Origin of the sequence: Bacillus sp. FSL R5-0434 (assembly GCF_038004745.1) — a bacterium.
Taxonomy (GTDB): Bacteria; Bacillota; Bacilli; order Bacillales; family Bacillaceae; genus Bacillus; species Bacillus halotolerans.
This window is the reverse complement of record NZ_JBBORV010000001.1, coordinates 1,077,157-1,097,480: the sequence shown is the minus strand read 5'-3', so window position 1 is coordinate 1,097,480 and position 20,324 is coordinate 1,077,157. Positions and strand designations below refer to the sequence as shown.

20 protein-coding genes are annotated in these 20,324 nt (G+C 44.1%); 6 read left to right on the top strand and 14 right to left on the bottom strand.

The genetic code is table 11. From position 1 onward, the window contains the following. Positions 1–19: 19 nt before the first annotated feature. Complete coding sequence (locus NYE43_RS05635) at positions 20–601, top strand: histidine phosphatase family protein (protein ID WP_095713691.1); 582 nt, start codon at positions 20–22, stop codon at positions 599–601. A gap of 28 nt (positions 602–629) precedes the next feature. Here the strand turns inward: NYE43_RS05635 and NYE43_RS05630 are convergent, their stop codons facing one another. The 3 genes from NYE43_RS05630 to NYE43_RS05620 form a co-directional block, all read right to left on the bottom strand. After that, the gene (locus NYE43_RS05630) at positions 630–1,601 is read right to left on the bottom strand and encodes an ABC transporter substrate-binding protein (RefSeq protein ID WP_151174888.1); all 972 of its coding nucleotides are present in this window, start codon (positions 1,599–1,601) and stop codon (positions 630–632) included. A gap of 225 nt (positions 1,602–1,826) precedes the next feature. Beyond that, a complete protein-coding gene (locus NYE43_RS05625; RefSeq protein ID WP_103672343.1) occupies positions 1,827–2,819 on the bottom strand; it encodes an NADPH:quinone oxidoreductase family protein in 993 nt (330 codons plus the stop codon). Between the two features lie 71 nt (positions 2,820–2,890). Next, positions 2,891–3,340 carry a GNAT family N-acetyltransferase gene (locus NYE43_RS05620; protein ID WP_024120808.1) on the bottom strand — a complete coding sequence of 150 codons (450 nt, stop codon included), beginning with the start codon at positions 3,338–3,340 and terminating at the stop codon, positions 2,891–2,893. A gap of 441 nt (positions 3,341–3,781) precedes the next feature. Between NYE43_RS05620 and aprE the strand changes: the two genes are divergently transcribed. Beyond that, positions 3,782–4,927 carry a subtilisin AprE gene (gene aprE / locus NYE43_RS05615; protein WP_024120806.1) on the top strand — a complete coding sequence of 382 codons (1,146 nt, stop codon included), beginning with the start codon at positions 3,782–3,784 and terminating at the stop codon, positions 4,925–4,927. 65 nt (positions 4,928–4,992) lie between these two features. Here aprE and NYE43_RS05610 read toward each other — a convergent pair. Both NYE43_RS05610 and NYE43_RS05605 read right to left on the bottom strand, forming a co-directional pair. Further along, positions 4,993–6,143 (bottom strand): IS3 family transposase gene (locus NYE43_RS05610; protein WP_127695692.1). Its coding sequence is split into 2 segments (ribosomal slippage): positions 4,993–5,870 and positions 5,870–6,143, totalling 1,152 coding nucleotides; the frame shifts between segments, so codons are not numbered across the junction. Positions 6,144–6,258: 115 nt separating this feature from the next. After that, the gene (locus NYE43_RS05605; protein ID WP_103672397.1) at positions 6,259–7,551 is read right to left on the bottom strand and encodes a M48 family metallopeptidase; all 1,293 of its coding nucleotides are present in this window, start codon (positions 7,549–7,551) and stop codon (positions 6,259–6,261) included. 142 nt (positions 7,552–7,693) lie between these two features. Here NYE43_RS05605 and NYE43_RS05600 point away from each other — a divergent pair, with 142 nt between their 5' ends. Continuing rightward, positions 7,694–8,089, top strand: coding sequence for a hypothetical protein (locus tag NYE43_RS05600; protein ID WP_103672400.1), 396 nt, complete (start codon positions 7,694–7,696; stop codon positions 8,087–8,089). Between the two features lie 41 nt (positions 8,090–8,130). Here NYE43_RS05600 and NYE43_RS05595 read toward each other — a convergent pair whose 3' ends face one another. The 4 genes from NYE43_RS05595 to NYE43_RS05580 form a co-directional block, all read right to left on the bottom strand. Continuing rightward, positions 8,131–9,672 carry a fatty acid--CoA ligase family protein gene (locus NYE43_RS05595; protein WP_103672396.1) on the bottom strand — a complete coding sequence of 514 codons (1,542 nt, stop codon included), beginning with the start codon at positions 9,670–9,672 and terminating at the stop codon, positions 8,131–8,133. Between the two features lie 117 nt (positions 9,673–9,789). Then, positions 9,790–10,434, bottom strand: coding sequence for an SDR family oxidoreductase (locus tag NYE43_RS05590; RefSeq protein WP_341061216.1), 645 nt, complete (start codon positions 10,432–10,434; stop codon positions 9,790–9,792). 63 nt (positions 10,435–10,497) lie between these two features. After that, positions 10,498–11,493, bottom strand: a complete 996-nt coding sequence (gene lplJ / locus NYE43_RS05585) for a lipoate--protein ligase LplJ (RefSeq protein ID WP_103672394.1) — start codon at positions 11,491–11,493, stop codon at positions 10,498–10,500. Positions 11,494–11,505: 12 nt separating this feature from the next. Further along, on the bottom strand, positions 11,506–12,240 hold the full coding sequence (locus tag NYE43_RS05580; protein WP_044156532.1) for an MBL fold metallo-hydrolase: 735 nt from the start codon (positions 12,238–12,240) through the stop codon (positions 11,506–11,508). Between the two features lie 157 nt (positions 12,241–12,397). On the opposite strand from NYE43_RS05580, the gene yhfH reads away from it, so the two are divergent. Continuing rightward, entirely contained in the window at positions 12,398–12,532 is a 135-nt protein-coding gene (yhfH, locus tag NYE43_RS05575) for a protein YhfH (RefSeq protein WP_024120799.1), read from the top strand. Between the two features lie 271 nt (positions 12,533–12,803). Then, complete coding sequence (gltT, locus tag NYE43_RS05570) at positions 12,804–14,093, top strand: glutamate/proton symporter GltT (RefSeq protein WP_024120798.1); 1,290 nt, start codon at positions 12,804–12,806, stop codon at positions 14,091–14,093. A 41-nt stretch (positions 14,094–14,134) separates the two neighbouring features. Here the strand turns inward: gltT and NYE43_RS05565 are convergent, their stop codons facing one another. The 4 genes from NYE43_RS05565 to NYE43_RS05550 form a co-directional block, all read right to left on the bottom strand. Next, positions 14,135–14,542 carry an ASCH domain-containing protein gene (locus NYE43_RS05565; protein ID WP_101860869.1) on the bottom strand — a complete coding sequence of 136 codons (408 nt, stop codon included), beginning with the start codon at positions 14,540–14,542 and terminating at the stop codon, positions 14,135–14,137. Positions 14,543–14,556: 14 nt separating this feature from the next. Continuing rightward, positions 14,557–15,597, bottom strand: a complete 1,041-nt coding sequence (locus tag NYE43_RS05560) for a M42 family metallopeptidase (protein WP_106020612.1) — start codon at positions 15,595–15,597, stop codon at positions 14,557–14,559. A 133-nt stretch (positions 15,598–15,730) separates the two neighbouring features. Continuing rightward, entirely contained in the window at positions 15,731–15,913 is a 183-nt protein-coding gene (locus tag NYE43_RS05555) for a hypothetical protein (protein ID WP_081638270.1), read from the bottom strand. A 96-nt stretch (positions 15,914–16,009) separates the two neighbouring features. Further along, positions 16,010–16,786 (bottom strand): YhfC family intramembrane metalloprotease, encoded by a 777-nt coding sequence (locus NYE43_RS05550; RefSeq protein WP_095713702.1) that lies wholly within the window; start codon positions 16,784–16,786, stop codon positions 16,010–16,012. 121 nt (positions 16,787–16,907) lie between these two features. On the opposite strand from NYE43_RS05550, the gene fabHB reads away from it, so the two are divergent. Next, on the top strand, positions 16,908–17,885 hold the full coding sequence (fabHB, locus tag NYE43_RS05545; RefSeq protein ID WP_341061210.1) for a beta-ketoacyl-ACP synthase III FabHB: 978 nt from the start codon (positions 16,908–16,910) through the stop codon (positions 17,883–17,885). A 42-nt stretch (positions 17,886–17,927) separates the two neighbouring features. On the opposite strand, the gene NYE43_RS05540 is transcribed toward fabHB, so the two are convergent. Continuing rightward, entirely contained in the window at positions 17,928–20,255 is a 2,328-nt protein-coding gene (locus tag NYE43_RS05540; RefSeq protein ID WP_103672392.1) for a YhgE/Pip domain-containing protein, read from the bottom strand. Positions 20,256–20,324: the final 69 nt, after the last annotated feature.

Here is a 20,324-nt window from a genome sequence, read left to right as displayed (position 1 = left end):
AGTCAGGAAGGGGAATTTTATGACAGCCGTTTGCTTAGTAAGACACGGAGAAACCGATTGGAACCTGCAGCAAAAATGCCAAGGGAAAACAGATATCCCGCTGAACGCGACAGGCGAACGCCAAGCAAAAGAAACCGGAGAATACTTAAAAGATTTCTCTTGGGATATCATTGTCACCAGCCCGCTGAAAAGAGCCAGAAGGACCGCGGACATTATTAATGAATACCTCAATCTTCCTATCGTTGAGATGGATGACTTTAAGGAGCGTGATTACGGGGACGCGGAGGGCATGCCGCTTGAAGAACGGACAAAGCGCTATCCGGACAAGAACTATCCAAACATGGAAACGCTAAAAGAGCTCACGGACAGGCTGATGGGCGGATTGGTGAAAGTAAACCACGCATATCCAAATCAAAAGGTACTGATTGTCGCGCACGGCGCAGCGATTCACGCACTGCTGACAGAGATTTCCGGCGGTGATGCCGAGCTTCAAAATACGCGCCTTGTCAATGCCTGCCTCAGTAACATTGAATTTGCAGAAGAAAAATGGAAAATTAAAGATTATAACATCAATAGCCACTTATCCGGTTTTATTCAATAAGAAAAGACAGGCGTTTGCCTGTCTTTTCTTATTTATTTTCTGCTGCCATATCATTTTGAAGCTCATCTAAAATCGCATTCGCTCCGTCCACACTGCGGCGCAGAGACCATACCTGACGATCAACATGGTACACATGTCCGTTTTTCACTGCTTTCAGCTTCTTCCACAGAACATTTTTTTCGATCGGGCGTTTGCCGTCCGCGTCAATGTCGTCTGTTTTTCCTGTCATCAGTATGATTACATCCGGGTCTGTTTTCAGCAGCTGCTCAAGTGTCATTTTCATGTTCACAGAGTCGCCGCCATTACCGGTTTTTTTGTTATCGGACGTGCTGATCGCATATTGATAGCCGACTTGTGTTAAAAGTCTCGATGTGAAGAAATTTTCATCTCTGGCCATAATCGTATCATTTGTATTTCCAATCAAAAGCACAGATTGGCTGTTCGCACTGATCTTTCTCTTTGTTTCATTCACTTTTTCTTCATGCGCTGTCAGCTTTTTCTCCATTTCCTTCTCTTTGCCGACTGCTTTGGCAATGGTAAGAGAAGCGTCAATTGTATCCTGATAATCAGCATTTAAATTATTAAGCGCGATCGTCGGCGCGATGTTTTTCAGCTGATCATATATCTTCTTATGACGGGTCGTGTCTGCAATAATCAAATCCGGTTTTAGCGAAGCGATTTTTTCCATGCTTGGCTGTGACCGTGTGCCGACAGAGGTGTAGCCGTCAATTTTTTTCAGTACATCCTTGTTGATCAGCTGCTTTGCTTTATTGTCATCCGCCACTCCAACAGGCGTAATGCCGAGATCAAGCAAAGTGTCGATAAAGCCAAGCTCAAGCACAACGACCCGCTTCGGATGCTCAGGCACGTTCGTTTTCCCTAAATCATGTGTTACCGCTGCTTTATTTTCTTCACTGTTTTGATGGCCGGCTGAAGAAGAACAAGCCGCAGTCAAAACAGAAAGAAGTAAAACTGTAAGAATAATCAGTGTTTTTTTCATAACATTCCAGTCTCTCCTGTATGTAGTTTCTCAATTAAGATGTCCAAAAGATAGTATAACACGGAATGATAATCATTATCACTATTATTATTGAAAATCAGTATAGAAAGTTTCACATCGAAGGAACGTTTCTCTGTTGCTATGAGATGCACTTGCATATTCTAGAATCAAACAAAAAAGCTTGCAGAAAAAGCATCGTTTTTTCTGCAAGCTGAAACTTCAATTTTACAGTTTTACAAGGACTCTTCCTTGAATGTGATTTTGCAAAATATCTTTTAGCGCATCAGGTGCTTCTGTTAATGAGACTTCCTTGTCTATGATTGTCAGAAGCTGTTCAGGCTTAAGATCGGAGGCCATGCGCTCCCAAACCGCCGCTCTAAGATCCATTGGACAATAGACTGAGTCTATCCCCAGCAGGCTGACTCCGCGAAGAATAAACGGATACACCGTTGCAGGAACCTCTCCCCCGCCCGTTAAACCGCTCACCGCGACAGATCCGCCGTATTGGATTTTGCTTAAAAGCGAGGCAAGCTGCTTACCGCCTACAGGATCGACAGCTCCTTGCCATTGCTGCTTGGACAGCGCCTTACGTTTACCGTCATAGACATCTTCCCTGCTGATTACTTCATCAGCACCGAGCTGCTTCAAATAGTCAGCCGCCTCCCGGTTTCCTGTGCTTGCGACCACGTTGTAGCCGCGTTTGCTGAGCATCGTTATTGCAATTCCGCCGACACCGCCGGTTGCTCCGGTGACAAGCACGCTCCCTTTTTCAGGAGAGAGTCCGTTCTGTTCAAGACGATGCACAGATAACGCCGCTGTAAACCCCGCCGTTCCGTACGCCATCGCTTCCTGCAGCGAAAGGTTCTTTGGCAAAGGCACCAGCCAGTCGCCAGGCACTGAAACATATTCGCTTAATCCGCCATGACGTGAGACACCAAGCTCATAGCTTGTCGCAATGACTTCATCCCCTTCGGCAAAACGCGGATCATTTGAAGAGACAACCGTACCTGCAGCATCAATGCCTAAAATAAGCGGATATTCTCTGACAATATTGCCGCCCGCTTTTCCGGCCAAGCCGTCTTTGTAGTTGATGCCTGAATATGCTGTTTTAATCAGCACGCCGTCTTTCGGCAAATCCTCTGTTGATATGGTTTTGATATTGACTGAAACATCATCTGCATTTTTTTCTGCCAGCAATGCTTGAAATAACGTTGACATTCGGCACACTCCTTTTCATTTTTATCGTAACCGAACATCGGCCAAAAAACCAAATCATGAGGCCTCTATTTTCATTTCTCCGGCACATTAAGGCTGTAATGCACAAATGCGGTTTCCTCTTCATAGCCGTTTTGCTCATATAAACTTCTTGCCGTCCGGTTGTGATGTTCCGTCTGCAGCTTTAAACATTTCGCTCCGTTTTCCGCGGCATAATCCTTTGCAGCGGAAAGCAGCCGCCGGCCAACTCCCTTTTTTCGTACAGAAGAAGCGACGAATAAATCATTTAATATGTAGATTCTTTTCATAGCCACGGAAGAAAAGGCTGGATAAAGCTGTGTAAAACCAATGAATTCCCCATTTTCTTCTGCGATAAAAATAACAGACTCTTCCTTTTCCAGGCGTGCTTTCAAAAAAGCCTCCGCTCCTTCCAGATCCGACGCCTGCTTATAAAATTCTCGATACTGATTAAACAGCGGTGCTATAGCTGCCGCATCTGCTGGTAAAGCTTGACGAATGTTCATCTCGTTTCCTTCTCTCTATATACTGTTAAGAATTACATTTTATATTTAATAGAATTTTCTGTAAACCATATTGATCAGAATACTTTTTTCAGCATGCATGGAAAAAATATCACGATAATATCCATTGATCTCATAGAAAAACATGCAGGTCAATGGAACTGATTTATTCGACAGGGTTTTTTCTGGTCGCGGGAGGATTTAACCTGAAAAAACATGAAATTTCAACATAATGATTATTTACTCATGTCTATTTTCGTTCTTTTCTGTATGAATGCAGTTATTTCGAGTCTCTATAGAAATAACGAGAGATGATATACCTAAATAGAAATAAAACAATCTCAAAAAAATGGGTCTACTAAAATAGCATCCAATCTATTACAATAAATTCACAGAATAGTCTATTAATGGGCTGCTCTGAAATCGTAAAGGAGAGGGTAAAGAGTGAGAAGCAAAAAATTGTGGATCAGCTTGTTGTTTGCGTTCACGCTAATCTTCACGATGGCATTCAGCAACATGTCTGCACAGGCTGCCGGAAAAAACAGTGAAGAAAAGAAGTACATTGTCGGGTTTAAACAGACAATGGGAGCTATGAGCACCGCCAAGAAAAAAGATGTTATTTCTGAAAAAGGCGGGAAAGTTCAAAAGCAATTTAAGTATGTAAATGCAGCCACAGCAACATTGGATGAAAAAGCTGTAAAAGAACTGAAAAAAGATCCGAGTGTTGCTTATGTGGAAGAAGATCATGTTGCACATGAATATGCGCAATCTGTTCCTTACGGCATTTCTCAAATTAAAGCGCCGGCTCTTCACTCTCAAGGCTACACAGGCTCTAATGTAAAAGTAGCTGTCATCGACAGCGGAATTGACTCTTCTCATCCTGACTTAAACGTTCGAGGCGGAGCAAGCTTCGTACCTTCTGAAACAAACCCATACCAAGACGGCAGTTCTCACGGCACGCATGTAGCCGGTACTGTTGCCGCTCTTAATAACACAATTGGTGTTCTGGGCGTAGCGCCTAGCGCATCATTATATGCAGTAAAAGTGCTTGATTCTACAGGAAGCGGCCAATACAGCTGGATTATTAACGGTATTGAATGGGCGATTTCTAACAACATGGATGTCATCAATATGAGTCTTGGCGGACCTACTGGATCTACAGCGTTGAAAACAGTAGTCGATAAAGCGGTTGCAAGCGGTATCGTCGTTGTTGCCGCAGCCGGAAACGAAGGAAGTTCAGGCAGCTCAAGCACAGTCGGCTACCCTGCAAAATATCCTTCTACTATTGCAGTAGGCGCAGTAAACAGCAGCAACCAAAGAGCTTCCTTCTCAAGCGCAGGTTCTGAGCTTGACGTTATGGCTCCCGGCGTGTCGATCCAAAGCACACTTCCTGGCGGCACATACGGCTCTTACAACGGAACCTCAATGGCGACACCTCACGTTGCCGGAGCAGCAGCTTTAATCCTTTCTAAACATCCGACTTGGTCAAATGCGCAAGTCCGTGATCGTTTAGAAAGCACTGCGACAAACCTTGGCAGCTCTTTCTACTATGGAAAAGGGTTAATCAACGTTCAAGCAGCTGCACAATAAGATAAAAGAGAAGCAGGTCACTCCGGGACTGACCCCCGTTTTTGAGACAGGGATCAAAACACCTTTTAAACAGCCAATTGCCGATAGCTTATCGGTGATTGGCTGTTTAGTTTCGTTTGAATACGAATGTTGTTATAATAATAAATGTATTCTTTGACAGTGCGTTCTACGATGGCGGTCGTGGTTCGATTAATGCTGTTAAGATAGAACGTTTCAGACTTTAGTGAGGAATGAAACGATTCGATGGAGGCATTATCAGCGGGCGTCCCTTTGCGGGACATGCTCATGGTAATGCCTTTTGTTTTAACAGCTTTCTGATACTCATAAGATGTATACACAGATCCTTGGTCACTATGTAACACGCAGTTCTGAGGCAGTGTTGGCAGCTGATCAAGTGTGTTTAAGACAAAGTCTGTGTCCTGCTTATCTCCAATCGTGAAAGCAATTACTTCTCCATTGTATACATCCAATATACTGGAAAGGTACAATTGTTTCTGTCCATAAGGCAAATACGTGATATCCGTTACTAGTTTTTCAAGAGGATGATCGGACTGAAAGTTTCGATCTAATATATTATCAACCACGGCATATGGCTGCCCATTCTTCTTGCGCTTTTTCACCTTAACCCGGCACTGCCACTGATTTTTCTGCATGATACGCTGAACCGTTTTATGGTTAATACGCATTTCCTTTTTTAATATAGCTGTAATTTTTCGATATCCATATCGATACTTGTGCTCTCGGCACAACGTGCCGATTTGTTTTTCCAAATGGCGCTTGGGATGATCTTTCATCAGGTTCTTCTTCCAACGATAATAAGACGCTCGTGAGATACCTAAATGAACACAGATATTCTGTACGGTCATTGTGCCGTGCAATACTTCTACAAGTTCGACTGACGTTTGGCTATCAACTTCCTTTCCAATTCGTTGTACTTTTTTAAAACTTCATTTTGTTGTCTCAGATAACGGTTCTCTGCCTGCAGTTTCTCTAATTCGGAAGAATACTCCGGACCTTTTCCGTAAGTGTATTGCTTACCAACAGGCTGTTCAAATCGATGTGTATCCCCAGCTTTATGCCATCTAACCCATGTCTGAACCTGCGTCTTATTCCTGATATTCAATTCCTGCATGATCTCTTTCATAGGCACGCCTGCCAATCTCATTTCTACAGCCTTCTGTTTGACTTCAATCGGATAACTCATTCTTGTTCCCATACAAAAAACACCTCCAAGTCTTATTTCGGATAACAACTATCCGTTTTCAAACTTGAAGGTGTTTTTTATTTGTCTCATCTTATGGGGTCAGTCCCCTCCATACCTGCTTCTTTTTTTATTGGTCGTCCCCCTGTTCTGAGGCCGGGTGTTCTGAGGTATTTTCTTCGGTTTCCGCATGTTGAATCCGTTCCATGATCGAAGGATGGCTCCCTCTGAAAAGTTTCACGAGAAAAGGCGGATCAACCTGGCTCAGCCCCGTAACAGCCAAATCCTGAAACGTTCTGACTGCGGCTTCGCTGTCCCCTGTCAGCTCAATCCCATATTGGTCAGCCTTATTCTCCTGATAGCGGGAAACAGCATTAGAAAAAGGCGTAACAGCAAAGCTCAAAACAGATACGATAAGCAATAACAGCGGCAATGCCGCAAGATCACGCCGGCTCTCTACATGAAACAGATTGCGTGCAAGCCGTACCCCCCGCTTGTAAAGCTTATCAACCATATAAAATCCCGCTAGCGACACGATTAAATAGCCAGCCACTCCGATATACACGTGCTTCATGACATAATGGCCCATTTCGTGCCCCATAATAAAGAGAATTTCTGAATCGTCGAGTTTATTGAGCGTCGTATCCCATAGAACAATCCGCTTATTAGCCCCAATTCCTGTCACATAGGCATTAAGCGCGTTTGTTTTCTCTGACATATTCACTTCATATACATGATCAGCCGGAATATCTGCTTCTTCGGCCAGTGCTAAAATTTTGCTTTCCAGCTCTTTGTTTTTCAGCGGATAAAAATCATTGTATAAAGGATCAATAATCACCGGCTGAATAAAAAACAGAAACAGCGAAAACGGCACTGTTAACAGCCAGGCGTAAAACCACCATTTTTTTTCATGCTTTTTGATCAGCCAATAAAACACCAGCACGCAAAGTGTAAAGATCGGAAAACTGATCCAAAAATCAATGACTTGATCTTTAGCCCAGCTGGAGGCTGTCTGCGTCGAAATATTGTAATCAAGTGATACCTGATAGCCTATCCAATCCAAAGGCAGCGTCACCAGAGCCGTGATCAGCGAAAGCACAAACACGAAACCGATGATCTGCAAAAAACGAAAACGCACAGCCGCTTCCATCCATTGCTTGATTTTCTTTGAAACACCGCTGGTCAGCAATACAAAAAACAGAAACCAATCAAGAGGAATACTGATAAAAAATAAAAAGTTCTTCACATCAGAATACTGTTCGGCGACAGCCAATTGAGACGGCTTCATGAAAGAAGCCGGGTCAGCCTGTGTTCCTTTCACGGCCTCCGGCACAGCGGAATCGCCGGACATAAAGAAATACCAATAGAAAAAAAGCCCATACAGCACATATGCAAGCCCTGCACCCGCAATCCACTTGCGCATAACGCCTCACTCCTCACATCTAGACCCATTACTTCTATTGTAATCATAAATTCAATTTCTTAGAACCAAGCTGTGAGTTCGGACTTTTTCGCATGGAATCGCCCTTTGCTGGAGAAACTAGCAAATGTTTGGAGTGATGCAGATGAAAAAAATAGTAGCAGCCATCGTTGTTATCGGTCTTGTGTTTATTGCATTTTTCTACCTTTACAGCCGGTCAGGCGATGTATATCAATCGGTTGATGCGGAATTGATCACCCTGTCTTCAGACGGGCGGGAAAAGATTGAAATCGAAAAAAGACAGCACGTCAAAGATATGCTGGACATTATGAATCAGGGAAAGCAGCTGAAAACCGAAAAAACATCAGCTCCTGATTACGAAGGCACGATTAAATTTCATAAAGACAGATTTGACTCATTCAGATTATGGATTGACGACAGCGAGCAGGCCATTTTTTTGAAAGACGGCACGTATTACAAATTAACGCGAAACGATACCAAAGCGCTGCAAACTATCATTAAAAAAGAAGCAAAGGATTAACAATGAAAAAAGCGAAGCCCACTGGCTTCGCTTTTTTCACATTAATGAGGCAGCATATCTTTGAGCGCCCGTCTGAGCATTTTGCCTGTCGCATTTTTCGGAATCTCATCAAGAAAGATGATCTCGGCAGGCCGTTTGTATTTTGCCAGATGCTTTTCACAATGCGCCATCATTTCTTCTTCTGTGACACCAGACCGTTTCGGTACGACATATCCCTTTACCGCTTCGCCGCTTTCAGCATCAGGCACGCCGATGACAACAGCCTCCTTTACGTCCGGGTGGCTGTACAGGACCTCTTCCACTTCACGCGGATACACATTGTAGCCGCCTACAATAATCATGTCTTTTTTCCGGTCAACAATGTAAAAATAACCGTCCTCATCCCGCCTTGCCAGGTCTCCCGTATAAAGCCATCCGTCCTTTAAAGCGTGCTCCGTTTCCATCGGCATATTATAATAGCCCTTCATCACATTGGGCCCTTTTACGATCAATTCGCCCACCTGGTGATCAGGGACCTCTCGGCCGAGCGGATCGACGACCTTGTTTTCGACATGCAAAATACTTGTCCCGATGGAGCCTGGTTTTCTCCCTCTGTCAAACGGGTTAAAGCATGTGACAGGCGATGCTTCCGAAAGCCCGTAGCCCTCCAAAATGGTGACGCCGAATTTCTCTTCAAATGCCGTAAGCAGCGCGACCGGCATGGCCGCACCACCCGAGATGCACAGGCGAATAGAAGAAAAATCATCTGCCTTGCCTTCTTCATGCTGGAATAAATAGTTATACATCGTAGGCACGCCGGCAAAAATCGTTGCCTGCCGCTGCTTTACAAGCTTAAAAACAGATGCGGGGCTGAACTGCGGTTCAATCAGCACGCATGCGCCGCTCATCAGCGGAGCGTTCATGCAGACAGTTAAGCAAAAAACATGAAACATCGGAAGAGCGCAAACCACATTGTCTTTCTCATCCATTCCCAAATACCCGGCGACATCGTTTGCATTGCTGAACAAATTCTGGTGGGTCAGCATCGCGCCTTTCGGTCTTCCCGTTGTTCCTGACGTATATAAAATTACCGCAGTATCATCAGGCACAACCTCTGGATGGCGTGCAGCACCGGGTGTCGGACGCAACATTTTTGTAAACGTTGTCATTTTCATTCTGACTTCGGGATCTGAAACTTCCAGCTCAGTTTCTCCCGTCCGGCATAAAATGACGAGTTCGACCTTTGGCAAAGATTCGTGCATGCTTTCATAAATCGGCAAAAGCTGATCTACTCCTACGATTGCTTTGACATCGCCGTTTGTCAGCATATAGCCGATTTCTGTCGGCGTGTACGTCGGATTGATCGGCACCACCACAATACCGGCCTTTAATGCGCCGAAAAATGCGATGACAAAATCAGGCGAATTGCCAAGCAGCAAAGCAAGGTGATCCCCTTTTTCCATACCCGCTTTTTGAAGGCCGTCCGCAAAACGCTGAATATTGTCATTCAGATCCTTGTAAGTAATCACTTGATCCCTAAACCTGCATGCGATGCTGTCCGGCTTCTCAGATGCTGTCTCTTCTAATTTTGAAACCAGATTCATTCTCCCACCCCTTAAAGTGAATGAGTAGTCATTCATTATTGAAGATAAGCTTTCCTTTTCATTATAGAGAAACACAAAAAAACACTCAAGAGCAAAAAGCCCCGAGTGTCAGTAGTGTTATAGATTCTTCAAAGCTTCGGCAATCGGTGTATCTCCTTCAGTGAGATCAAAAGCCCGATTTTCCGTGTTGGTTTCATCTAAAGAGGCAATGACTGCTGCCGCAACGTCATCACGTGATATATCACCCCGCTCTAGATCTGCGGCTGCGGAAACCGTTCCTGTTCCCGGTTCATTGCGAAGGCCTCCCGGACGCATAATCGTATAGGCTAAGCCGCTGGATTCCAAAATTTTATCAGCATAATGCTTGGCCACGTAATAAGGTTTAAGTGCCTCATTCCAATTTTCACGGCGGTGGGCCTGCAGGGCGCTGACCATAATAAAACGTTTGATTCCCGCGATTTCCGCAGCCTCTATTGCTTTTGCCGCTCCGTCAAGATCCACCAGCAGCGTTTTATCATAGCCTGTGCTCCCGCCGGAACCCGCCGTAAAAATAATCGCGTCACAGCCTTTTGCCGCGGCTGCGATTTCTTCCGGGCTTCCTTCTAGATTTGCTAGCACAGCTTCCGCGCCGGCCGCTTCCAAAGATGCTTTCTGTTCTTCTTTTCTGACCATCGCTCTGACGGAATGATCAGCATTCTCTTTGAATAAAGAAACAAGTCTTTGTCCGATTTGTCCGTTCGCTCCGATTAAAAACACTTTCATGTGAATCCCCCCTGCCTCCATTATTTCAAAACACAAATTTCCTTTCAAACAATGTGTTTGACATTAATAAATCAGATCAAGAAAATCTTCTTTCGTAATGTTCCCAAAATAATGCTTCAGATTCACATCAGCCAGCGCATCAGCGATCACACTGCGCTCATATTGCTTTCCAATCAGCAGGTTTTCGATTTCCGACACATCGCCCACACCGAAGAAATCGCCGAAAATTTTGCAGTCTTCAATTTTCCCTTTTTTTACTTCCAAACGCAAATCAATGGACCCGACCGGATAACGCTTTGAATGGTTCAGGTTAAATTTAGGTGAGCGGCCGTAGTTCCAGTCCCAATTTTGATAGCGTTCTTCCGAGATTTTGCGAATGACTTCCCAATCTTTTTCAGTCAGCTTATACTCCGGCACATCTTCAATGTGATTTGTATTGAAAATATGTCTGAGCAAATGACTGCGGAAATCTTCGGTCGTCATTTTATCATCAAGAAACTCACTGATGTTTGCCACACGGCTTCTGATTGATTTGATGCCCTTTGATTCAATTTTATCCTTTTTGACTTTTAAAGCGGACACAACATGATCAATGGCTGAATCAAACATGAGGGTGCCATGGCTGAAGATGCGGCCTCTTGTGGCAAATTGGGCGTTCCCTGATATCTTGCGGCCATCTACCACAATATCATTCCGGCCGCTTAATTCCGCTTCAACTCCGAGCTGTTGTAGCGCTTGAATCACCGGCTCAGTGAATTTTTTGAAGTTATGAAAGCTTTCACCGTCATCCTTCGTGATAAAGCTGAAGTTTAAATTCCCTAAATCATGATACACAGCCCCGCCGCCAGATAAACGGCGAACGACGATAATTCCGTTTTCCTCTACATACTTTGTATTGATTTCTTCTATTGTATTTTGGTTTTTTCCGATGATGATAGACGGCTGATTCACGTAAAAAAGCAAATACGGCTGTTCAGGGTCTAAATATTTAAGGCAATACTCCTCGATAGCAAGATTGATCCGCGGATCATTGATATTTTGATTGTCAATAAATAACATGGTGCTCCTCCTTTATCCTTCCCACACAAAACCAGATTTCGCAATGTTCACTTTCCCGTTAAAAACGGTCTTGGCTTCTTTGCGAAGGTTGTCATGCACGCCGAAATGAGGCAGATGGGTCAGAAGCAGCTCGCCCGCTCCCGCTTCTTCTGCAATTCGCCCTGCTTCCAAGCTGTTCATATGGCCTGCGCTTGTCCCGTCTTGATCAGCATAAAAATTACATTCTGAGATCAATAAATCAGCGTTTTTCGAAAACGGAATAAATGAATCCTGATAGCTGGAATCAGCAGTATACACAACAGTATGGCTGCCGTCAGTAATCCGCATCGCATAACAAGTCACCGGGTGAACCGTCTTTAAAAAGGTGATCGTAAACGGACCGACAGTCAGCTGCTGATCAGGCTGATAGGCAATCCCTTTCGTATGCGTTTTATATGTAAGCTTTTGAAACTGTTCTATATCAGCATCATGTCCGTAAATCGGAAGCGAGTGCTCTCCTTTGCCGAGGAATGATCCGACTTGCTTCGCAAATTGCAGCGGCCCGATGTCGGCAATATGGTCATGGTGATAATGAGACAGAACCACCGCGTCCAGCTTTTCCGCCGGGACATATCCAAACAGCTTAGATAACACGGCACTTCCGCAGTCCACTAACAATGAAAAATCCCCCGATTGAAACAAGTAACCCGACGTCGCTTCATTTGCGGCCGGAAAACCGCCGTAGCATCCGATAACTGTAACTTTCATAATGTCCTCCTTCTTTTCAAAGAAAATTGATCCTCCTTCAATATACCCATTTTTCTAAAAAAAAGCATGTTTTAAACATTGTATCAAAACAGATGTTGAATTTCACTTTCTGTTATATTACAATGAAAACATTACAAAGGGGAAAGAGGGATTGGTTATGCTAGGGAAAATTACTGAATTTTTTAGAAACCTGCCTTCGAAAAAGTGCGCGGAATGCGGAAAAAAGATTGATGAGCAGCATGAGTGTTATGGTAATATTTGCAACGACTGTATAAAAGTAAGCGATATGTAAAGGGGCGAAAATCTCACGCATACAGTGTGAGATTTTCTTCATTCTTCTAACTTCTCTTTATATTGAAATAATAGTCAGGTTGGGTCAAAGCTCACCTGTTTTTAGATAATTATGGTGATTCACTTTATATTTTTGAATATTCTATATTTTCAAAATATAATTTACTATAGACGAACCTATTTCTTATCTATTATAATTTGATCTAATAGTGAGATTAAATATATGTCTATTCATGATATATGTTGATACTTTGTTTTTTGGGAGGTAATCTATGAAAAGAATTAGGTTTGGATTAGCCACGCAAATATTCGTTGGACTTATTCTAGGTGTTATTGCTGGCGTTATTTGGTACGGCAACCCAGCACTGCCTACTTATCTGCAGCCAATCGGGGATCTCTTTTTACGCTTAATCAAAATGATAGTGATTCCTATTGTTGTCTCCAGTTTAATCATCGGTGTAGCCGGAGCTGGAAATGGAAAGCAAGTTGGTAAATTAGGCTTCAGAACAATTCTGTACTTTGAGATCATTACGACCTTTGCCATCATTCTCGGACTAGCCCTTGCAAACATCTTCCACCCGGGTACAGGAGTTAATATACACGAAGCTCAAAAAACAGACATCAGTCAATATGTTGAAACAGAAAAAGAACAAAGCAATAAATCAGTGGCAGAGACATTCCTGCACATTGTGCCGACAAACTTCTTCCAATCCTTGGTCGAAGGGGATCTTCTTGCCATCATCTTCTTTACCGTACTATTTGCATTGGGAATTTCCGCGATCGGTGAAAGAGGCAAGCCAGTATTAGCCTTTTTTGAAGGCGTTTCCCATTCGATGTTCCATGTGGTAAACCTTGTGATGAAAGTAGCGCCATTCGGGGTTTTTGCTCTAATCGGAGTTACTGTCTCTAAATTCGGACTCGGTTCTCTTCTATCTCTCGGAAAGCTTGTCGGATTGGTATATGTCGCACTGGCTTTCTTCTTAATTGTCATTTTTGGGATTGTCGGAAAAATTGCCGGTATCAGCATCTTCAAATTCCTAGCTTACATGAAGGACGAAATTTTATTGGCGTTCAGTACGTCCAGCTCTGAAACCGTTCTTCCGCGCATCATGGAAAAAATGGAGAAAATCGGCTGTCCGAAAGGTATTGTGTCTTTCGTTATCCCGATTGGATATACGTTTAACTTAGACGGCTCCGTTCTCTATCAATCTATTGCAGCGCTGTTTCTTGCACAAGTATACGGCATTGATTTAACAATTTGGCACCAAATTACGCTTGTATTAGTTTTGATGGTGACATCTAAAGGAATGGCTGCCGTTCCGGGAACTTCTTTTGTCGTCTTGCTTGCAACACTGGGCACGATCGGTGTTCCGGCAGAAGGACTTGCCTTTATTGCCGGTGTAGACCGCATTATGGACATGGCACGTACAGTTGTAAACCTGACTGGTAACGCACTTGCTGCCGTTGTCATGTCTAAATGGGAAGGCATGTTTAATCCTGCAAAAGCGGAAGCTGTCATGAGCCAATCTAAAGCAGATCAAAACGCAACCATTTCCGGTTAATCAAAAAGCCTGCGGGGTTCTCAACGCCCCGCAGGCTTTTTTTAATCTTGGACAAGCTCAAACAGCTCTGTAATCAAAACAGTGTCCTCATTCAGTTCCATTTCGCCATTTTTGATCAGATCCGCCCATGCTCTTCGATGGTCCTCTTGAAATTCATCAATTCGGTCTCCGTTGCCCTCTCCTTTGACTAACCTCATATCAGGCGCTCCAAATGTCGTTTCAAACACATCTGTCACTTTTATATTGCATCTCGGATGATCATGTTTATCATAAACGGTTACAAGCTGTCCCGCTGTTTGATATACATCACTCAGTTCATCTTTTGAATATAATGATTTCGGCGCGCAGGTGGCCGTTTTTTCTCCAGCAAGGATTTGCTGGATCAGCTGTTCTCCAAGACCTTCATCGCCTTCCCAGCCGAAAGTGCTTTTCAGTTCATAGATTTTCATTTGTTTTCTCCCTCTTATACCATCGGTGATTGCACATAATAATACAGGAGCTTCGCTGTATGGCGGAGAGAAGACTTATGCGTTCGCTCAAAAGCGTGCGAAGCGTCAATTCCCGGCCCGATCAGGCCGTGCACAATATCATGCCCGGATTTGATCGCTGCTGAGGCGTCCGACCCGTAATACGGGTAAATATCAAGCTTATAGTCAATATGGTGCTTTTCAGCTAAATCGACCAAATGCTTTCTCAGCTGATAATGATACGGACCGCTCGAATCCTTCACACAAATCGAAACCGAATATTCGTCTGTCGCCTGGCCGTCGCCGATAGCCCCCATATCCACCGCCAAGTATTCAACAGTTTCAGCAGGAATATTAGAGTTCCCGCCGTATCCGATTTCTTCATTATTAGAAATCAGAAAATGAGTCGTATACGGCAGTTCAATTTCTTCTGTTTGAATTTGATGGATTAAGCGAAGCAACAAGGCCACACTTGCTTTGTCATCTAAATGGCGTGATTTAATGAATCCGCTGGATGTGATCTCAACACGGGGATCAAACGAAACAAAATCTCCGACGCCAATGCCAAGCTCTTCCGTATCCTTACGGCAGTGTACAGGCTCATCCAGGCGGATTTCCATATTCTCTTGATTGCGCTCCGCTTTTCCCGCGTCTTTGTACACGTGCACAGACGTTTGATGCATTAAAATGGTGCCCGTATACGTTTTCCCTGAAGCCGTTTCAATTTGGCAATACTCCCCTTCGATCGAGTTATAGCGGAAACCGCCGATCAAATCGATTTTCAGCCGGCCGTCAGCTTTAATTTCTTTCACCATCGCGCCCAAGGTGTCAACGTGCGCCGTCAGCATTCGATGACGGGATGTATCGCGGCCCGGAAGCGTGGCAATCAAACCGCCCTTATGATTCAGAACCGTTTCGACCTTCCATTCTTTTAAAAGGTTTTCAACGTATTTGATCACCTCATATGTATTCCCTGTCGGACTTGGAATAGAAACGAGTTCTTTAATCAGCTCCATTGTTTTACGAACGGACGTCATAGGACATTCCTCCTTTTATTTTCTATTTAAAATATACTCTTTTCCTGATAGACCCGTCCAATCTTTTCCTATCAATCTAGCATATGCTGTAGAGAGCATGGGAAGAGGAGGGATATCTATGTGCTGTCGTCATTCACATGAACGGAAACATCATTGTAATTTTTGGTTTGATGATTTTTGGTTCTTTGACGAGTGGTTCGATAAGGATTTCCACGACCATTGCAAGAAAGAGAAAGAATGCCATGACCCTTGCGAGAAAAAGAAGAAAAAGAAAAGACATTGCTCTTGCAAAAAACGCTGCCACTCTTGCTGTCATTGCTAAGGACTGAATCAGAAATATTCTGATACCCATGCCTAAACGAATATTTCATTCACATTTTTCCAAGCGGGCTGTTACTGCTGCTTGGATTTTTTATTGAAACAGCCTTTTTGCCTTTACAATCCAAACCACTGATGCCGCGGCTATCCCAGCAACGATGAGTTCAACAGCCGCCGCATGTTCTATCACTCCTTTTTGGTATAAAACCGCCGGTACATTAAACAGCCCGTGTAAGAGAATCGAATACAGCAAAAACAGCGGCCGGCGGCTTTTAACCGCATACAGCACAAATAGTGACAGACCGATTTGAACAGAGATGGCGCTGATTCTTTCAATTCCGCCGAGCAGCCATTCATACGAAGGTGTATTCAGCAGCTGCGCCTGAATCGGCATAAGTGCCTGCTTCACATCTTGATTAATCAAAAGCTGTTCAAAAGTGCCGCTATTGATCGCAAAAGCGTACACGATAAGCGTAATGCTGGACAAGCCGGTTATTAGTATCGCCTCCAGACCGCCGTGGCCCGCTCCGAAGGCCAGACCGTCCGCCCAAGAAAGACGGCGCTTCATAAAGAAACGCATCATGATATACCTTCCGCACTCCTCAAAAATCCCGGCCATCAAGCATCCGTAAATGGCATACCAGACTGGATGCTTCATCACTTCTTTCGTCGTTTCATTCATTTGCAGCACATAAACATGAACGCCGCCCTCCAACAGCTGAGCAAAGACAAAAAACGTAAGAGCGCCAATAAAAAACACCTTAATCGGAGCATGATACTTTCGCCTAAACCATATCATCAGTCCGATCGGCAACAAAAACGCAATAACCCCGGAAATAATCATAGAGGCTATCGCTCCTTGACTGACCATTTTTTTCCTCCTTTTCTGGTTTTCTACTGACAGTTTCTCTTTTTTTATCAAAAATCCTCTTTTTAGTACCAGATACTAATATCTAGTGTTATAATCTGATAATAAAAGGAGTTGTGTTATTATGTCAAAAGCAAACATTACAGCAATCGGCACCTATGCGCCGACCCGGCGTTTAACCAATGCGGATCTGGAAAAAATCGTAGATACGTCTGATGAATGGATTGTTCAGCGCACAGGAATGAGAGAACGGCGGATTGCCGATGAGCAGCAGTTCACTTCAGACTTATGCATTGAAGCAGTCAAAGATCTCGAGAGCCGTTACGAAGGAACACTTGAAGATGTGGATATGATTCTCGTCGCCACAACAACAGCAGATTATGCCTTTCCGAGTACGGCTTGCCGGGTGCAGGAATATTTCGGCTGGGAGAACACCGGCGCGTTAGATATCAATGCGACATGCGCAGGACTGACATACGGTCTCCATTTGGCAAACGGATTGATTACATCCGGGCTTCATCAAAAAATTCTCGTCATCGCCGGAGAAACATTGTCAAAAGTGACTGATTATACAGATCGAACGACATGCGTGCTGTTCGGCGATGCTGCGGGCGCACTATTGGTTGAACGAACTGAAGAGGCACCGGGATTCCTCGCCTCCGTCCAAGGAACATATGGAAAAGGTGCAGATATTTTGTATAGGGCAGGACTGCGGAGCGAACTCAACGGCATGCCGCTTGCGGATTCCGGGAAAATGGTACAAAACGGACGCGAAGTGTATAAGTGGGCCGCAAGAACCATTCCCCGTGAATTTGAACATCTTTTACACAAAGCAGGGCTCAGCCGTGATGATCTTGATTGGTTTGTTCCCCACAGCGCCAACTTGCGCATGATCGAATCGATTTGTGAAAAAACACCGTTTCCGATTGAACAAACACTCACCAGTGTCGAATACTACGGAAATACATCTTCAGTCTCTATTGTTTTGGCCCTTGATCTGGCAGTGAAAGCCGGGAAGCTGAAAAAAGACCAAACCCTGATGCTTTTCGGATTCGGCGGAGGATTAACGTATACCGGACTTCTGATTAAATGGGGATGTTAAATCAAAAAAGACCTTGTTTCCTGAGAAACAAGGTCTTTTTCATTAGGAAGCCGGCTGTTCTTCTGAAGTGTCTTCCTTCCGGCTTAAGATCGTAAAGTAGGTAATGCTCAGCGCGATCATGACTAGAGCAATGCCGATTAAGACACCGGCCATCTGCCACATGTAGCCGAAATCTCCGTTTGAAATCACCGCTCTGAACCCGTTTATGCTGTAGGTCATCGGCAGCGCGCCATGGATCACCTGATAGAAATTCGGAAGCAATTCTAATGGGAAGGTTCCTCCGCTGGCCCCGAGCTGCAGCACTAAAATAATGACTGCAATAAACCGGCCCGGATTGCCCATCGTCGTGGCCAAAAATTGAATCATCGCAAGGAAAGCGAGACTCGTAATGATCGTAAACACGTAAAACCTCCACGTGCTCTCAACCTCGAGACCAATTCCCAGAAGCAAGACCGTCGCCACAATCAGCGATTGAATGATTCCAACGAGCATCATGACATTAAATTTGCTGAAGAACCACTCAAAACCGTTTCTAGGGCGTCCTGACGCTTCCTTCAGCGGGAATACGACCGTCAGCATAATGCCGCCGACATACAAACCCATTGATAGGATATAAGGCGTCAGCCCTGTTCCGTAGTTAGGGACGGAATGAATCGCGTCGTCATTAGTTTTGACCGGATCCGCAAACATACCGTATGTTTTATCATCAGCGCTGATATCCCCTGTTTGATCAGCCGCATCATTCAGCTTATTAGACAGCTGTCCTGTGCCGTCCAATAGCTTGCCTAAACCTGTATCAAGCGATTCAGATCCCTCAGCGAGTTTTGATGATCCATTTTGAACTTGTTTAGAACCGTCTAACAGTTTCAGTAAGCCGCCCGACACTTGGCTGCCGCCTGTCACCAATTGTTCTGAGCCCGCTTTTGCTTTTGCAAACTGTTTATTGTATTCTCCAATACCGGCTGTCAGTTTATTTTGGCTATCTGTGATCTGCTGTGAACCGTTGTATATCTTCTCGGTTCCTTCAGTTAATTTGTCAATTGCATCTTGCGTCGCTTTTGCACCGTTATAAAGCTTAGATGTAGCTTCCGGCATTGCTTTCAGCTGTGCCGCCTGCTCTTTTACATCTTCCAGAGAGGCTTTAATCGTTGAAATGTCAGGAAGCTGGTCCACTGAAGGGAGCCGGCTAATGATTTGATCAAAATCAGGCGCATCTACTTGCGGAAGCTTCTTCTCAACAGAATTGATCAGCTGGCTTTTTTGTTCCGCTGTTAAGAACTCGCTTGAATTGATCACATTTTTAAATGCCTGATCACGGTTTTTCAAGCTGTTTTCAAACTCTGTCAGCTGCTTTTTAAATTCATTCATGGCAGTTTCAGATTTTTCAAGGTTGCTGACAGCTGTTTCAAGCTGTGTCAAATCGACTGCGTTTATGACCTTCTCTGCTTTTTCTACTTTCTGAGAAGCCTCTGCGGCCTTTGTATTAAGCTGATCCAGCCCGTTTGTAATCTTTGGAAATCCCTGCTGCAATGTCTGCTGGCCGGCAAGAAGTTCATTCAGCTTGCCTGTCAGCTCACTTGACCCCGCGGCAATTTTTCCTGAATTTTCATAAATGGTATTGCTGCTGTCCTGGAATTTGCCGAGCGAGCTGTCAAGCGATTGAATGCCGCTTGTTACTTTAGCTGCTCCTGCTGCAAGCTGTGCCGTTTTGTCACTGATTGTCGCAGTGCTTTCTGTCAGCTTCTCCAGATTTTCTTTCAGCTTGGCGCTTCCGTTTTTTGCGTCCTTAGTGCCGTCATCAATTTTTTTCGCTCCGCTGCTCGCGTCGCTGAGACCTTTGGCAATATCTTTAAAGTTATCAAAAATCACTTTCGTATATTGCTCGGTCACTTCTTTAGAAACAGAAGCTTTCAGTTTATCAATCGCTTTTTCGCCAATCGTTGCTCCTACATAGTTTGAACCGGCATTCGTATGGTATTTCAAATCCAGTTTTTTCGGATTTTTGTCCATTACAGTGCTGGCGTTTTTAGAAAAGTCTTCTGGAATCTCGACTACTAAATAGTATTTTTGATTTAATAAGTCCTTTAACGATTGGTCGAGATCAGTGGAAAAATGCCAGTCAAAGCTTTTATTATCCTTTAATTCTTTTACCAGATCATCACCGATTTGTAGCTTTTCTCCCTCATATGTCGTTCCTTTATCCTGGTTGACGACAACGACAGGCAGCTGGTCAACTGTGCCGTACGGGTCCCAATAGGCCTTTAAGAAAACACCGCTGTAAATAAGCGGGACAAACAAAATGGCGATGATGGGAATCAATAATTTTTTACTCGTTACGATGTCTTTCCATTGACTTCGTATTGTGTTCATCCTGATGCCTCCATTCTAAAACTGACTCATCATGAAAAATGGTCATTTTCTTGTAAAGAGAAAGGATTA

What these genes read in the sequence shown, in the direction of transcription:
- NYE43_RS05550 (WP_095713702.1), bottom strand. Translation starts at nt 16,786, where the DNA reads ATGGTCAGTCAAGGAGCGATAGCCTCTATGATTATTTCCGGGGTTATT.
- yhfH (WP_024120799.1), top strand. Translation starts at nt 12,398, where the DNA reads ATGCTAGGGAAAATTACTGAATTTTTTAGAAACCTGCCTTCGAAAAAG.
- NYE43_RS05580 (WP_044156532.1), bottom strand. Translation starts at nt 12,240, where the DNA reads ATGAAAGTTACAGTTATCGGATGCTACGGCGGTTTTCCGGCCGCAAAT.
- NYE43_RS05595 (WP_103672396.1), bottom strand. Translation starts at nt 9,672, where the DNA reads ATGAATCTGGTTTCAAAATTAGAAGAGACAGCATCTGAGAAGCCGGAC.
- NYE43_RS05630 (WP_151174888.1), bottom strand. Translation starts at nt 1,601, where the DNA reads ATGAAAAAAACACTGATTATTCTTACAGTTTTACTTCTTTCTGTTTTG.
- gltT (WP_024120798.1), top strand. Translation starts at nt 12,804, where the DNA reads ATGAAAAGAATTAGGTTTGGATTAGCCACGCAAATATTCGTTGGACTT.
- NYE43_RS05620 (WP_024120808.1), bottom strand. Translation starts at nt 3,340, where the DNA reads ATGAACATTCGTCAAGCTTTACCAGCAGATGCGGCAGCTATAGCACCG.
- NYE43_RS05590 (WP_341061216.1), bottom strand. Translation starts at nt 10,434, where the DNA reads ATGAAAGTGTTTTTAATCGGAGCGAACGGACAAATCGGACAAAGACTT.
- NYE43_RS05555 (WP_081638270.1), bottom strand. Translation starts at nt 15,913, where the DNA reads ATGACAGCAAGAGTGGCAGCGTTTTTTGCAAGAGCAATGTCTTTTCTT.
- NYE43_RS05605 (WP_103672397.1), bottom strand. Translation starts at nt 7,551, where the DNA reads ATGCGCAAGTGGATTGCGGGTGCAGGGCTTGCATATGTGCTGTATGGG.
- NYE43_RS05560 (WP_106020612.1), bottom strand. Translation starts at nt 15,597, where the DNA reads ATGACGTCCGTTCGTAAAACAATGGAGCTGATTAAAGAACTCGTTTCT.
- NYE43_RS05540 (WP_103672392.1), bottom strand. Translation starts at nt 20,255, where the DNA reads ATGAACACAATACGAAGTCAATGGAAAGACATCGTAACGAGTAAAAAA.
- NYE43_RS05565 (WP_101860869.1), bottom strand. Translation starts at nt 14,542, where the DNA reads ATGAAAATCTATGAACTGAAAAGCACTTTCGGCTGGGAAGGCGATGAA.
- NYE43_RS05600 (WP_103672400.1), top strand. Translation starts at nt 7,694, where the DNA reads ATGAAAAAAATAGTAGCAGCCATCGTTGTTATCGGTCTTGTGTTTATT.
- lplJ (WP_103672394.1), bottom strand. Translation starts at nt 11,493, where the DNA reads ATGTTATTTATTGACAATCAAAATATCAATGATCCGCGGATCAATCTT.
- NYE43_RS05625 (WP_103672343.1), bottom strand. Translation starts at nt 2,819, where the DNA reads ATGTCAACGTTATTTCAAGCATTGCTGGCAGAAAAAAATGCAGATGAT.
- NYE43_RS05635 (WP_095713691.1), top strand. Translation starts at nt 20, where the DNA reads ATGACAGCCGTTTGCTTAGTAAGACACGGAGAAACCGATTGGAACCTG.
- fabHB (WP_341061210.1), top strand. Translation starts at nt 16,908, where the DNA reads ATGTCAAAAGCAAACATTACAGCAATCGGCACCTATGCGCCGACCCGG.